A 13998-nucleotide genomic window follows, 5' to 3' on the forward strand; every position below is an offset into this window, starting at 1 on the left:
CATGTCCCAAGTTTTTGATGCCAGCGCCTTCCTGGCCACCTGCAGCGGTCGCCCGGGCGTGTACCGGATGTTCGACGGCGAAGCCCGGCTGCTTTACGTGGGCAAAGCCAAGAACCTCAAGAAGCGCTTGGCCAGCTATTTCCGCAAGACCGGCCTGGCGCCCAAGACCGCCGCGCTGGTAGCCCGCATTGCCCAGGTCGAAACCACCATCACCGCCAACGAAACCGAGGCGTTGTTGCTGGAACAGAACCTGATCAAGGAATGGCGGCCGCCGTACAACATCCTGTTGCGCGACGATAAGTCCTACCCCTATGTGTTCCTGTCCGATGGCGAGTTCCCGCGGCTGGGGATCCACCGTGGGGCGAAAAAGGCCAAGGGCCGCTATTTCGGTCCGTACCCCAGCGCCGGTGCCATTCGCGAAAGCCTCAGCTTGCTGCAAAAAGCCTTTTCCGTGCGCCAGTGCGAGGATAGCTACTACGCCAACCGTACCCGGCCGTGCCTGCAGTACCAGATAAAACGCTGCAAAGGGCCCTGCACTGACCTGGTCACTGCCGAGGAATACGCCGAGGATGTGCGCCACTCGGTCATGTTCCTGGAAGGCCGCAGCCAGCAACTGGGCAACGAGCTGAATGCCGAAATGGAAAAGGCCGCCATGGCCCTCAATTTCGAAAAGGCTGCCGAGTTGCGCGACCAGATTGCCCTGTTGCGACGTGTACAGGACCAGCAATACATCGAAGGCGGCAGCGGCGACGTCGACGTCATTGCGGCGTTCGTCAACCCGGGCGGCGCCTGCGTGCACCTGATCAGCGTGCGCGGCGGGCGGGTACTGGGCAGCAAGAACTTCTTCCCGCAGGTAGGCATCGAGGAGGAGGTGGCCGAGGTCATGGCTGCGTTTCTCTCCCAGTACTACCTGGGCAATGCCGAACGCGAATTGCCGGGTGAACTGATCGTCAACGTGGTACACGAAGACTTCGACGCCATTACCGAAGCACTGCACACCCTGCGCGGCCGCGAGCTGAGCATCAGCCACCGGGTACGTGGCACCCGCGCGCGTTGGCAGCAGCTGGCGGTAACCAACGCCGAGCAAGCCTTGAACGCCCGCCTGGCCAACCGCCAGCACATGGCCGCACGTTTCGAGGCCCTGGCCGAAGTGCTGGGCCTGGATGAAGTGCCGCAGCGCCTGGAATGCTATGACATCAGCCATTCCAGCGGCGAAGCCACCGTGGCCAGTTGCGTGGTGTTCGGCCCTGAAGGCCCACTGAAGTCCGACTACCGCCGCTTCAATATCGAAGGCGTTACCGCTGGCGACGACTACGCGGCCATGCACCAGGCCCTGACCCGCCGCTATGGGCGCATCAAGGACGGCGAGGGCAAGCTGCCTGACGTGCTGCTGGTGGACGGCGGCAAGGGCCAGCTGAACATGGCCCGCGACGTGATGCAGGAGCTGGGCTTTACCGACCTGACGTTGCTGGGCGTGGCCAAGGGCGTCACCCGCAAGGCCGGTTTCGAAACCCTGTACCTGAACGACGTGCACCACGAATTCACCCTCAAGGGCGATTCTGCGGCCCTGCACCTGATCCAGCAGATCCGCGACGAAGCCCACCGTTTTGCCATCACCGGCCACCGTGCCCGCCGCGGCAAGGCCCGTCGGGTATCCAGCCTGGAAGATGTCGCCGGGGTAGGGCCCAAGCGCCGCCGCGACCTGCTGAAACATTTCGGCGGCCTGCAAGAGCTCAACCGCGCCAGTATCGATGAAATCGCCAAAGCCCCCGGCATCAGTAAAAAGCTTGCCGAATCAATTTATGCCAGCCTGCATAGCGAGTAGAATGCCGGGCTCAACTTGCGGCCAGTCGTACCGATGAATATTCCAAACCTGCTCACCGTTCTACGCGTCCTGCTCATCCCGATCTTCATCCTGCTGTTCTATGTGCCCTATCACTGGAGCTACATGGCCGCCAGCAGCGTGTTCGCGGTTGCCGCTGCCACCGACTGGCTGGACGGCTACCTGGCGCGTCGCCTGCAGCAGAGCACGCCGTTCGGCGCCTTCCTCGACCCTGTGGCCGACAAGCTGATGGTGGCGGTGGCCCTGGTGCTGCTGGTGCAGACCCACGCCAACTTCTGGCTGACCCTGCCGGCGGCGGTGATCATTGGCCGTGAGATCGTGGTCTCGGCGCTGCGCGAGTGGATGGCTGAGCTGGGCGCGCGGGCGCATGTGGCGGTGTCCAACCTCGGCAAGTGGAAGACCGCCGCGCAGATGCTGGCGCTGGTAATCCTGCTGGCCAACCCGCCGGGTGTGACGTTCTGGGTGATCGTGGGTTATGTGCTGTTGCTGGTCGCAGCGGGGCTGACGCTGTGGTCGATGGCGCACTACCTGCTGGCCGCCTGGCCGCACCTGCGCGAAGGTTCGGAACAAAAATAAAAGTTTTTTGAATCAAGGGGTTGACGCGGTTTTGAAAATCGCTAGAATGGCACCCATCACGACGCGGGAATAGCTCAGTTGGTAGAGCACGACCTTGCCAAGGTCGGGGTCGCGAGTTCGAGTCTCGTTTCCCGCTCCAAATTCGATCCTCAGTGCGTCGCTGGGATCACAAAGAAGAGGCCTTAAGGGCCTCTTTTTTTGTGCCTGAAATTTATGCCTTGCGCATTTTTGCCCAGGCTCAAGCTGGCGGTTGACCCGCACCCTCAAAAATAACTTCAAGCATTCTGCATCAGGCTCCAGGTCTGCGCGGTCGCTTGACCTCACAGGCGTAACTGGCCCGAAACAGACAGCGGCCTTGTGCCGCGAAGCGCCGCGCGGCCGGCGCTCGATCTCAAAGGCAATAAAAATGTTGTGCCAAGCACCTGGCAGCCGAAATGCTTTATCAGGCCGAGTTAGGACTTCCAGGTGCATACCTTGAGGTTTGCGGTGGTACACAGATCAAGCGCCGCACAACGCTGCAATACTCAGCAGCACAACGCCCAACCCCAATGCCAGCACAGCGCCCAGTCGGGGGGCCGAGCTTTCTTCGCGGATGTGCCGCGCCGATCTGCGATAGCCGCCGCTAATCAACAGCGAATAGACGGTGCCGATAGCCAATGCCATGAGCATGAGTGTGGTCATGGCAACGTAATGGGCCAGGGGATGACGAAAAACGATGCACCCCAATACCAGGGTAGACAGTACCGTGCGCTCCCAGGTCAGCGCCGTGCGCTCGGGCTGCAGGCCTTGGTCGTCATGCAGGGGCATTTGGGGGCCCTCAAGGCAGCAACAGCAGGGTGGAAACGATCAGCCCGAACAAGCCCAGCAGCGGTGCCAGGATCGGGTACGGAAGCGCTTGCCGATGACGCAGGGCGCGCTCGACGTTGAGCCAGCGTAGGGTCGCATTGACGCTGACCAGCAGCGCCATGCCAGTCAGGGCATAGGACAGCAGCGTTTGGGGGCGCCCGGCCAACAGCTCCAGTGGCAATGCATCCAGTGCGATGCCGCTGGCAAGCAGGGCAAGGGCCGTGCGGATCCAGGCCAGAAAGGTGCGCTCATTGGCGAGCGTGAAGCGTGGGTCGGGCTCGTATCCATCGGCCAGTGCAAAGACCTGACGGAATCTGGACTTCAGCGATTTTTCAGCGGGTGGATGCTGCATGGCAACAAACCTTCTATTTAAACACCGGTGTTGTACGGTCGATCGACCGCCTGCGTTGGCATTCTGAATGGTTTTGTTTGCCTGGCTAGGGCAGTTCTTGCTGAACGCTATGCACTTCTTGGCAATGGCCTTACTAAAAAAGCACAGCGTTGCTCGAATATCTGCATAGCCCACACATTGGTCGGTTGGCTAAGGTCAGGCTGGGTAAAGCATCCGATCAATTATATTTCAAAGAGGTGAACTACATGGCGTCCGGGAAACTGCACTCCGCGCAAGACGTGCCACTGCCTTTCGGTGTTGACGACATAAAATCCATGATCGGCCGTAAAGTCTGGAACGTGCTGGGTACTTCGTATTGGCCGATTCTTGGTGGGGATGATCAGAGCAGTTTTGCCTGGTTGACCTATGACCCGCCCGGCAGCTTCATACCGCCGCATACGCACCCTATCCAGGATGAGCACGTGTTCGTCCTGGAGGGCGAGTATTCGCTGTACAAGGATGGCGAGTGGCTTACCGCCAAGCCTGGCGATCACGTCTGCTGGCCACGCGGTTCGAGCCATGGGTACCGCATCGATGCGGACAAGCCCGCCCGCGGGCTGTTCTGGGTAAGCCCGGGTAACGACCTGTCCAGCCTGTTCGATGAGCTGCACAACCAGGCCAGCCCCGAAGAGGTGGTCAGGCTGTCCGGGCTGCGCAACATCCTGTTTGCCAAACCCGGTACTTCGCCGAATTTCGAATGAACCAGCGGCTCAGCCATCCCGCCGGGGTGGCTGTTTGCACAAAGCAGAAATGAATATAAACCCAGCGAGAACCGCATAGTGATATGCCCAATGCCTGAATTAAATTGATTTGGCAATAACCCGCATTTTTAATTAATGAGAATAAGAAGGTAGTCAGATGAGCCAGGCAAATCATTCCGGAATGACTGTTCACACACTCGGCACTGGTGGTGGGCCAGTGGTCTCGGCCAGCCGCGCCGGTATCTCGACAGCGGTTGTCGTTGATGGCTGTTCCTATGTATTCGACTGTGGCATGGGCAGTATTCGTAACTACCGCTCTCATTGCACGTGGGATCAACTGCGCGCGATTTTTATCACCCATCACCATTCTGATCATATTTACGACCTGGGCTCTTATTTGCTGACTGGCTGGCAGGTACCGGGCGAGTCCTTCAGCCAGCCGATTCACGTTTACGGCCCGGCCAAACCGCCGCGCGTACCCGCCCTGCATAGTCACGGCGATCACCCTGTGGTGCCCGGTTGCTGCGGCGGGGACCACCCGATGGTCGGCACGGCTGATGTCGTGGATGCATTGATCAACCGGGTATTCGCCTCTGACGTTGCCATCCGCATGGCCGACGAAGGGCGCTCCAGCCCCAGCCAGTGGGTTTATGGCCACGACATCGAAGTGCCGGCCGAAGCCAAGGCTGACCCCGTGCTGGCCCGTCACCCGGTGATGGACCCATTCGAGGTTTATCGAGACGAGAAAGTCGTGGTTTCGGCCATTCTGGTTGATCACCGCCTGTGCTACCCAGCCTTCGGTTTCCGTATCGACAGCCAGTACGGGTCGGTGGTGATTTCCGGTGACACGACGTATTCGGAAAACTGCATCCGCCTGGCCAAGGGCGCCGACGTGCTGCTGCATGAAGTCATCGACCTGGATGCTATCCTCGCCACCTTCCCCGAAGGGCCGACCCGTCAAGGTATTGCCGTGCACCTCGAGGAGTCGCACACCTCGTACGAGCAGGTCGGCAAGGTGGCGCAGGCAGCGGGTGTCAGCCAATTGATCCTGCACCATATCGTGCCGAATGTGCCGGGCGCGGCAGACATCGAAAAAATGCTCCGGGCCGCCCGCCGTGACTTCAGCGGCATGGTCTACGCGGCAGAAGATAACGATAGCTTCCGCGTTGCTGGCCCTGTAACTGCAGCTTCCTCCAACACTGTTTTGCATGCGTCTGAAGCCGTCGAGGTGTGAACATGACAGAGCTGACTCAAACCGCATATCCGCCTCATACACTGCGTGCTGCGGTCGCCAAGGGGCAGATGAATCGCCGCGCCTGGTTGATCACCGGCATGCTGGTGATCTTTCAGATGATCAATTTTGCCGATAAGGCTGTGCTGGGATTGGTTGCCGAGCCTGCGATGAGTGAGCTCGGTTTGTCGGCGAGTGAGTTCGGTTTCATTGGCAGCGCTTTTTTCTTTCTGTTTGCAATCAGTGCAGTGTGTGTAGGTTTTCTCGCGGCCAAGGTGCCAACCCGATGGATCTTGTTGACCATGGGGGTGCTCTGGTCGGTGTTGCAGTTTCCAATGCTGTTTGGCGGCGGCGCTGCAATACTGCTGGTGACCCGGATAGTGCTTGGCGCCGCCGAAGGGCCCGCTACACCGACGACCCTGCACCATGTGCACGGTTGGTTCCCGGCGCGGGAGCGCGGTTTGCCCAGCACCCTGGTCGCCATTGGCTCAACCTTGGGGCCGATCGTTGCAGCGCCAATCCTGGCCTATATCATTGCCCACCCGCAGTGGGGGTGGCGCTGGGCATTCGGTTTTCTCGGCTTGGTCGGCTTGATCTGGTCGGTACTCTGGCTGGTGGTCGCCAAGGAGGGCCCCTACAGCCATCTCAAGGGCAAGCATCAGGAGGACGCACCAGGCGCGGAGCCGGCGCAAGACCAGCCCCCTGCCAAGGCGCGAGCGAGCATTGCAGAAAAGTCGGACACGCTTGAGCAGGTGCCTATTTTTCGGGTGTTCTGCTCGCAAATGTTCATCGTTGCCACGCTGGCAGGTGCCGGTTGCTTCTGGGCGCAGGGCTTTTTGACCACCTGGTCGCCCCGTTACCTGGGGGCGGTAGTGTCGCTTTCGCCCGAGATGGTCGGGCTGGTATCGACCTTTCCGTGGTTGTTCGGCGCGTTGACCTTGGGTGTACTGGGTTATGCGTCACGGGTAATGATGCGCCGCGGTGTTTCGGTTTACCTGTCCTTGGGTGCCTCGTTCGGCCTGGTCCTGCTGTTGTCCGGGGTCTGTTTCCTGATTCTTCCGCACCTGCAAGGGTACGCCGCAGTCACCCTGCTGGTGGTTGCCGCAGGGCTGGCGATGACCTTTCCCCTCGCGCCAACGGCAGTGGCCTTTTGCGTTGCGTCCAAACAACGTGGGGCGGTCATGGCAACGCTGACGGCCGTAGCGTCGCTAGGCGGGATCGTGGCGCCGGTCATGGTCGGCCTTCTGATGGAGCGGGCAGGGTACCTGCAAGTGACCAAGGGCGCGCCACAAAGCCTGGAAATGACCGCACGGCTGGCCGAAGGGATGAATGCTTCGTTCGCCTACATTGGTTGTTACCTGGTGGTAATGGGCTTTGTCAGCATCCTTTGCCTCAACCCTGACCGTACAGCGAAGAAACTGCAGCAGCGTTTTGCCTGACGCCCTGAGGGCTCGCTCCCGCCCCGTGCAGGGGCGACACAACGTCGCTCCTGCACGCATTCACACACCGGCCGCCCCCTCCGATTCAGTAAGTGGTCATAAAAATAACAAGGTAGGTCGAGTGCCGGAGCTCTGCCTTTCGGCCAACTGATCTGCTCCCACGGCTGTGCTTTGCACACCTCAGAAGGGCTCACCTCGATGTTCCATAAAAATTGGCTGGCCAGCGGCGTTGCTGCGGGCCTGATGGGGATGTTCGTGCCGATTTCTGCCCAGGCAGACTTCGTGAAAGACCGCCAGATCAGTCTGGGGCTGCGCAACTTCTACCTGGATCGCGACTTCAAACAAAACGGCGCGCCACAGTCACGGGTCGGTAGCTGGACCCAGGGGTTCGATTTTCGTGCCATCTCTGGCTACACCGAAGGCCCCTTGCAATTCGGTCTCGATGTGTCAGGGCAATATGCCTATCGCCTGGATGGCGGCGGTGGTCGGGGGCCGGATAGCGTCATTCCCTACGATGACAGCAAAGGCCAACAGGTACACGACTATGGCCGCGCCGCCTTGACCGGCAAGGTGCGTTACTCCAGGACCGAGCTTAAAGTCGGGGAGCACCGCCCGCTGCTGCCGGTTGCCTTTATCGACGATACGCGCCAGCTCATTACCACCTACCACGGTCTGTTGCTGGAGTCGCGTGAAGTGGACGGCCTGGTCCTGACGGGTGGGCGCTTTACCGAGATCAGCAGTCGCGAGTCGTCCAATCGCGAAAAAATGTACCTGTTCACCGGGCCCAACGGTCCGCGCCGTGCCAGCGATGGGCTGAACTTCGCCGGTGCCAGCTACGCATTCACCCCGCGTCTTTCGGCTACGTACTTCTATGGGCAACTGGAAGATATCTATCAGCAGCAATACCTGGGCCTCACCCAGACCAACGATTTGGGTAACGGCTTTGCGTTGAAGACCGACCTGCGCTATTTCAACAACAACGAGGATGGGCAGGCCCTGTATGGCAACATCGACAACCGTTCCTACGGTTTGCTCACCAGCCTGAGGAAAAACTCGCACACTGTCGCGGTCGGTTATCAGCGCATGCTCGGCGAAAGCACATTCCCGACCCTTAATGGCTATGCGCCGCAACCCTACCTGGTGAACTGGTCTGCTGTCGGCTTCGTCAAACCTAATGAAAGTTCCTGGCAGTTGCGTTACGACCTGGACTTTGCCGGCTACGGTGTACCTGGCCTGAAGCTGATGACCCGCTACCTGCGCGGCACCGGCATCGATCGCGGCAACAACGCCCTGGACCAGAACGTCGAGAGCGAGCGCAATCTCTTTATCAGCTACGTGGTGCAGAGTGGCCCGCTTCAGGGCGTTGCATTCGAGTGGCGCAACATCGACGTCAAGACGCGCTATGGCAACGGTCAGGCCTCTGGGGTGGATTACCAGGAGAACCGCTTGATCACCAGCTACACCTTCAAGTTCTAGTGACCCGCAGGCCGCCCTCAGGGGCGGCCGCGTTCATGCTTCAGGCGGTTTCAGCCAGCAGGGCAGAGCGCTCGGTACAGGTTGTCGATCAGCTCAAGCAGCATGCCACCCGGCCCCTCGAATTCCTGCAAAACCGTGAAATGATCACGGCCGGCAACCTCCAGGCAGGTCGCCGGGCTACCCGTCAGTGCCCATGCCTCCATCATGCTGCGATTCTGCTCAAGAAACGCTGGCGTTTCTTCTCCCCCGACGACAAAAGCTGCCGGCACCAGAGCACCGCTCACGCGGGTTAGTGGCGAGCAAGCCTGCGCCTGGTGCATGTCCAGGCGTAGTTTGTCATTCAGGCTGGTTTCGATCAGTGGCGCCAAATCATAGATCCCGCTGATCGGTACTATCGCTGCGATGGGGCGCTGCTGCGGCGCGAGTGCGGTTTGCGCCATGGCCAACTCGACCGCAAGGTGCGCCCCCGCCGAATGCCCCGCAAGCATGAGCGGCAGGCGGCGGTCCCTGGCCGGGAGTGTCGTGAGGCTGAACAGTAGGCCGTGACTTACGCTGGCGACTATCTGATCGACAGATACATCAGGGCACAGTGGGTAGTTCAGCAGGGCGACGTTAAAGCCGCGTGCACTCAGCGCCGAGGCAATAAAGCGAAACTGTGCCTTGTCCCGCGACTGCCAGTAGCCGGCGTGCAGGTAGACCAGGTTGGCTTTGGCGGTGCCCTTGGCAAAGCACAGGTCCAGGGTTTGCCTGGGGTGTAGACCGTAGCGCAAATCCAGATCCCAGGTGCGCTCGCGTAGCACCTGGTCGTTGGCCAATTGGTACTGCTCGAACAGGGCGCTGAAGCTGGGGCGATACTGCCCGGTGACGTATTGGTATTCAGCTGTGTTTTTTGGCATGGCGCAGTCTCTTGCGTTGAAGTCAGGCACAACAGAAACAACCGAACCGCCAGGCGGCGGTTCGGCATTCGAACAATGCTCCCTCAGGACTCAGGTATTGCTCTGGGCGAATTTTTCGTAGTAGAGGTGGCTGTTTTCCAGGCCTTGCTCATTCAGCCAGTTCTTCACCGACTCGACCATCGGCGGCGGCCCGCACAGGTACATGTCGAACGGCGCGCTGTGCATATGCGGCAATTCGAAATGTTCGGTGACATAGCCGCACTTGCCGTGCCAAAGAGGGTCGGCGTCGCTGATCACCGGGGTAAAGCTGAAGCCTGGAATGCACTTGGCGTAGCCTGCGATCCGCTCCAGTTCGCAGAGGTCCGCCGCCTGCCGAACGCCGTAGTAAAGGTGCACGGGTTGGCCACACCCACCACGCTCGGCAATTTCGTCGAGCATGCCGAGGAACGCCGACAGGCCTGTGCCGCCGGCAACCATCACCAGTGGCCGGGTGATGTGGCGCAGGTAGAAGGCCCCCAAAGGCGCCTCGAATACCAACTCATCGCCAACCTGGCAACGTTCACGAACGTAGTTGCTCATCGCCCCGTCAGGCAGCAGGCGAATCAGGAACTGCAACTGGTTGGCGCTGTTGGGCTGATTGGCAAAGGAGTACGAGCGCTTGTGATCGGTGCCTGGCACCTGAATGCGGGCGTACTGGCCGGGCAGATAGTCCAGGCGCTGGGCTACCGCGCTGGCATCGACATGAAGGATCGCCGTCGTCGGCGAAACCTGCACCACGGCGCTTACAGTGCCGCGTTGTTCAAGAGTGCCCGCGCCATGGCAGAGCGTTGAGTCGAAATCGAAATAGAACGCTGCATCCGACTGCACGCGTGTCTGGCAGGTCAGCACTTTGCGCTGGGCAAGGTCACTGGCCGAGAGCGACTCGTCGTCCACGTAGTCCTGGGTGTACTGCCCAGACTCACAGCGGCCCTGGCAGGTGGCGCACACACCTTCGCGGCAATCCAGCGGAATCTTGATGCCTGCACGCAGCGCCGCATCAAGCAGCACTTCGTTGCCCTGAACGGTGCAGAACTGTGTTTTTCCATCGGCAAAGTTAAAGGCAACCTTGTACGTCATGATGGTAATCCGCCCTGTCAAAGATGGTAGAAGTCGAGCACCGAATTGATCGTGTCGTTGAGCAGCACCACATGCTTGCGGGCAATCTTCCAGCTCTCGCCGTCGGGGCGCAGGCGGTAGGTGGCGCGGCCGAAGAATTGCTCGGCGTTCTGCAGGCGGTAGTACAACGTGTGCCAATTGACCTTTACTTCCAGCTCATCACCCTCCAGCGGGGTAACGCGCACGTTGCTGATCAGGTGCAGGGTGCGCGGCATGGGAATGGTCGAAGCCGCTTTGCCGGTGCGAATGCGAAACACCCGGTCTTCCAGCCCGCCGCGATTGGCGTAGTAGATCAGCGACATGCCTTTCTTTGGGTCAAGGGTGTAGACGTGCTCCGAGTCCCACTGCGGCAGGTGAAATTCGCTGTCCTCACTGAACATCGCCAGGTAGGCATCCCAGTCCTGGGCATCGCAGGCCTCGGCGTTACGGTAGAGAAACTGTTCGACGCGGTATTGCAGTTCGCCATTCATGTTCACACCTCCTTGAGCTTGAGGGATTGTTGTTCTTCGGCCTTGCGGGCCAGGCCCTCGAGCAGGAAGCGCTGCCAGTTGCCATGCTGGTTGACGTACAGGCCTTCGTGGGTGAACTCGGTGCCGGTCAGGGCCGGGGCGATGCCGATGGTCTCGCTGTTGCGGGTAGGGCCTTCGACCCACTTGCCGCTGCCGCGGGAAATGTCGCTCCAGCGCTCCAGGCGCGCCTGGAAACCGCGCTGCGCTTCACGAAACTCCACCAGGTCGTCCGGCGTACCAAGGCCCGAGACATTGAAGAAATCTTCGAACTGACGAATGCGGTTCTCGCGGTCGGCGTCGGACTCGCCTTTGACGCCGAGGCAGAAACTGTTGATCTCAGTCTTGTTCCAGGCCAGTGGGCGGATAATGCGCAGCTGCGAACTGATCTGGTCGAGGAAGAACATGCTTGGGTAGATGTTCAGGTTGCGCAGGCGGTGCATCATCCATTCGGCCTTGCCCTGGCCGTGCTCTGCAACGAGGCGCGGCATGATCGCGGCGTAGCCGGGGCGTACGGCCGGGTTGGGCATATCACTGAACAGCACGCTGTGGCCGTTGTGGAAGGCAAACCAGCCGTCATCGGTTTCCTTGTCACCGGCCCCCAGCTTGCTGTAGTCCAGGGTGCCGTTGGCGGTCAGGCCTTTCTCGGCGTTGACCTGCTGGCGATGCTGCACGGTGGCGACGTAGTTGTAGTGCACGGTGCTGACGTGATAACCGTCCAGGCCATTTTCGTTCTGCAGCTTCCAGTTGCCTTCGTAGGTGTAGGACGACTTGCCCGGCAGCACTTCAAGTTCGCCCGTAGCGGACTGCGCGACCATCATGTCGAAGAACACCCGGGCGTCACCCAGGAAGTCTTCGAGCGAATCCTTGCCGTGGACATCGAGGCTGACGAAGACAAAGCCCTTGTAGCTTTCGATGCGGGCTTTTTTCAGGCCGCGCGTGGCCTTGTCGAAATCTTCTGGGTATTCGCCCGGCGCCTTGACCTTGACCAGGCGACCGTCGCTTTTGTAGCACCAGGCATGGAAGGGGCAGGTAAAGGTCGATTGGTTGCCCTTGCCGACGCGGGTCAAGGTAGTACCACGATGCTGACAGGCGTTGATCAGGGCGTTGAGCTGGCCTTCGCCGTCCCGGGTGATGATCAGGGGCTGACGGCCGGCGCGCAGGGTCACGAAGTCGTGCTTTTCGGCGATCTCGCTTTCGTGGCACGCGTAGATCCAGTTTTTCTCGAAAATCAGCTCCATCTCGAGATCGAACAGCGCCGGCTCAGTGAACATGTCACGGGCGATGCGGTACACGCCTTGCGCTGGACGAAAGTCCAGGCAGCCCTTGATGAAGTCCTGCCACTGGGCAATTGATTTGGTGCTCATGGAATCTGACCTTTGCTTGCTGCGGGAATGGTTTGATTAAACCCCCCAGCCCGCTCCGGCACTATTCAGCTACCACGGGATTACTATCCAGTTTTGCGCTTTTCATCAGGCCGCTGGCTGGACTGATGGTGCTTGACGTGGGCGCGCCAGAGAAATAGCGTGGCCCAGCGTGCTACCGCAAAAGCGCATGAATGAGACGTTCGCGGTTCGGGCTCGATGAGGAAATGCCATGCGTTACTCCCACAATAAAAACAATGCCAGTCGTCAGCAGTTCTCAACCGTTCTCAACACGCCGGCGCAAGCCGTACAGTGGATGTTGAGCATCAATGGGCCACATGCGCTTGAAGTCCCCAGGCCTGGCGAGCTGGATTTTCGTCATCACGGTACGATCATTGGCAATGCCGCTATCGGGGATATCGAATACTCGACCCTGGTGAGCGTGAAGATCCAGGATCTGGAGGAGAGCTACAGCATCAGCTTGCCAGTATACGGAGAGCAAAGCATCGAGCATCAAGGCACGGCCTTCGTTTCCAACCCTTCGGTGGGCGTGATCCTCTCGCCCAACCAGTCCTTGCGCATGACCATCGGTGAGAAGTGCCGGAAGAAAATGGTCAAACTTTCGCGCAGCGCGCTGGAGGCAAAGCTATCGAAGTTGCTGGGTCGGCAAATCGTGCAGCCTATACTTTTCGAGCCCATGGTGCATGTGGAAGGGGCGATGCAAGAGTGGTGGAAGCTGGTGGAAAGTGTTCAGTCGATGCTGCAGACCGAGAACTCGTTGTGCGACCTGCCAGAGGTGTGGAGCAACTTTGAAGGTAGTTTGATCACGAGCCTGCTGTTCTCTCAACGGCATAACTATTTTGATGAATTGCAAGCGCGGCAAACCGGGCGCCCGCAGTACCTGGCCCAACTTGAAGCGCTGTTCAATGCATCCCTTGAAACGCCACTGACGCTTGAAGACCTGGAGCACGCAGCGGGTGTTTCACGCGAGCGCCTGTATCGTGATTTTCATACCCATTACGGTATGACGCCGATGGCGTACTACCGGCAGCTACGCTTCGAACAGGTACGTGTACGCCTGACCCAGGCACGCGCTTCGGAAAAGGTCTCCAGTATTGCCATGGATTACGGCTTTCAGCAATTCGGCCGTTTTTCCAAGGAGTACAAGGAGCGTTTTGGGGAGTTGCCTTCGCATACGCTGAAGGCACATCGTAGCAACTGAAGTTGTGAGTTTGGGCGAGCGGAATTGACAAAGTCGAGGCTGGTTTCAGCCTTGGCGCCCCGGCTATCTCAAGCATTGCGCTGAGTGTACCGGCCTCTTCGCGGGCAAGCCCTGTAGTGGTTGGCACCGGCTTTGCCGGTGTTCGCGGCTAAAGCCGCTCCTACACAGGTACAGCGTGAACCCGAAACCTTCGCAGTACCTGTGTAGGAGCGGGTTCACCCGCGAAGAATCCAGCGCGGTGGCTGGCACCGGCTGCGCCGGTGTTCGCGGCTAAAGCCGCTCCTACACAGGTACAGCGTGAGCCCGAAACCTTCGCAGTACCTGTGTAGGAGCGGGTTCACCCGCGAAGAAT

General features: G+C 59.8%; 13 protein-coding genes and 1 tRNA gene. 8 read left to right on the forward strand and 6 right to left on the reverse strand.

What is annotated here, in order from left to right:
- Position 1 precedes the first annotated feature (1 nt).
- From uvrC to ACIP1G_RS12550, 3 genes are all read left to right on the forward strand, one after another.
- Entirely contained in the window at positions 2 to 1825 is a 1824-nt protein-coding gene (uvrC, locus tag ACIP1G_RS12540; RefSeq protein ID WP_400737191.1) for an excinuclease ABC subunit UvrC, read from the forward strand.
- A 33-nt stretch (positions 1826 to 1858) separates the two neighbouring features.
- Positions 1859 to 2419 (forward strand): CDP-diacylglycerol--glycerol-3-phosphate 3-phosphatidyltransferase, encoded by a 561-nt coding sequence (pgsA, locus tag ACIP1G_RS12545; RefSeq protein WP_400737194.1) that lies wholly within the window; start codon positions 1859 to 1861, stop codon positions 2417 to 2419.
- 63 nt (positions 2420 to 2482) lie between these two features.
- Positions 2483 to 2558, forward strand: a tRNA-Gly gene (locus tag ACIP1G_RS12550).
- Positions 2559 to 2917: 359 nt separating this feature from the next.
- On the opposite strand, the gene ACIP1G_RS12555 is transcribed toward ACIP1G_RS12550, so the two are convergent.
- Together ACIP1G_RS12555 and ACIP1G_RS12560 are read right to left on the reverse strand one after the other, a co-directional pair.
- Positions 2918 to 3226: a DUF202 domain-containing protein gene (locus ACIP1G_RS12555; RefSeq protein ID WP_400737196.1), complete on the reverse strand. Its 309-nt coding sequence runs from the start codon at positions 3224 to 3226 to the stop codon at positions 2918 to 2920.
- A 10-nt stretch (positions 3227 to 3236) separates the two neighbouring features.
- Complete coding sequence (locus ACIP1G_RS12560; protein ID WP_400737199.1) at positions 3237 to 3617, reverse strand: YidH family protein; 381 nt, start codon at positions 3615 to 3617, stop codon at positions 3237 to 3239.
- 245 nt (positions 3618 to 3862) lie between these two features.
- Between ACIP1G_RS12560 and ACIP1G_RS12565 the strand changes: the two genes are divergently transcribed.
- The 4 genes from ACIP1G_RS12565 to ACIP1G_RS12580 all read left to right on the forward strand — a co-directional run bounded on the left by ACIP1G_RS12565 (position 3863) and on the right by ACIP1G_RS12580 (position 8503).
- Entirely contained in the window at positions 3863 to 4357 is a 495-nt protein-coding gene (locus ACIP1G_RS12565) for a cupin domain-containing protein (RefSeq protein WP_400737202.1), read from the forward strand.
- Positions 4358 to 4514: 157 nt separating this feature from the next.
- On the forward strand, positions 4515 to 5591 hold the full coding sequence (locus tag ACIP1G_RS12570; RefSeq protein ID WP_400737204.1) for an MBL fold metallo-hydrolase: 1077 nt from the start codon (positions 4515 to 4517) through the stop codon (positions 5589 to 5591).
- Positions 5592 to 5593: 2 nt separating this feature from the next.
- A complete protein-coding gene (locus ACIP1G_RS12575; protein ID WP_400737207.1) occupies positions 5594 to 7027 on the forward strand; it encodes an MFS transporter in 1434 nt (477 codons plus the stop codon).
- A 198-nt stretch (positions 7028 to 7225) separates the two neighbouring features.
- Positions 7226 to 8503, forward strand: a complete 1278-nt coding sequence (locus ACIP1G_RS12580) for an OprD family porin (RefSeq protein ID WP_400737210.1) — start codon at positions 7226 to 7228, stop codon at positions 8501 to 8503.
- Positions 8504 to 8553: 50 nt separating this feature from the next.
- Here ACIP1G_RS12580 and ACIP1G_RS12585 read toward each other — a convergent pair whose 3' ends face one another.
- From ACIP1G_RS12585 to antA, 4 genes are all read right to left on the reverse strand, one after another.
- Positions 8554 to 9399 carry an alpha/beta hydrolase gene (locus tag ACIP1G_RS12585; protein ID WP_400737213.1) on the reverse strand — a complete coding sequence of 282 codons (846 nt, stop codon included), beginning with the start codon at positions 9397 to 9399 and terminating at the stop codon, positions 8554 to 8556.
- A gap of 90 nt (positions 9400 to 9489) precedes the next feature.
- Complete coding sequence (gene antC, locus ACIP1G_RS12590) at positions 9490 to 10515, reverse strand: anthranilate 1,2-dioxygenase electron transfer component AntC (RefSeq protein WP_400737216.1); 1026 nt, start codon at positions 10513 to 10515, stop codon at positions 9490 to 9492.
- A 17-nt stretch (positions 10516 to 10532) separates the two neighbouring features.
- Entirely contained in the window at positions 10533 to 11024 is a 492-nt protein-coding gene (antB, locus tag ACIP1G_RS12595) for an anthranilate 1,2-dioxygenase small subunit (protein ID WP_400737219.1), read from the reverse strand.
- A gap of 2 nt (positions 11025 to 11026) precedes the next feature.
- Positions 11027 to 12427 carry an anthranilate 1,2-dioxygenase large subunit gene (gene antA, locus ACIP1G_RS12600; protein ID WP_400737222.1) on the reverse strand — a complete coding sequence of 467 codons (1401 nt, stop codon included), beginning with the start codon at positions 12425 to 12427 and terminating at the stop codon, positions 11027 to 11029.
- A 229-nt stretch (positions 12428 to 12656) separates the two neighbouring features.
- On the opposite strand from antA, the gene ACIP1G_RS12605 reads away from it, so the two are divergent.
- A complete protein-coding gene (locus ACIP1G_RS12605; RefSeq protein ID WP_400737225.1) occupies positions 12657 to 13646 on the forward strand; it encodes an AraC family transcriptional regulator in 990 nt (329 codons plus the stop codon).
- The last annotated feature ends 352 nt before the right edge of the window (positions 13647 to 13998 follow it).

This window comes from Pseudomonas sp. NPDC089392 (genome assembly GCF_044749595.1).
Lineage (GTDB): Bacteria > Pseudomonadota > Gammaproteobacteria > Pseudomonadales > Pseudomonadaceae > Aquipseudomonas.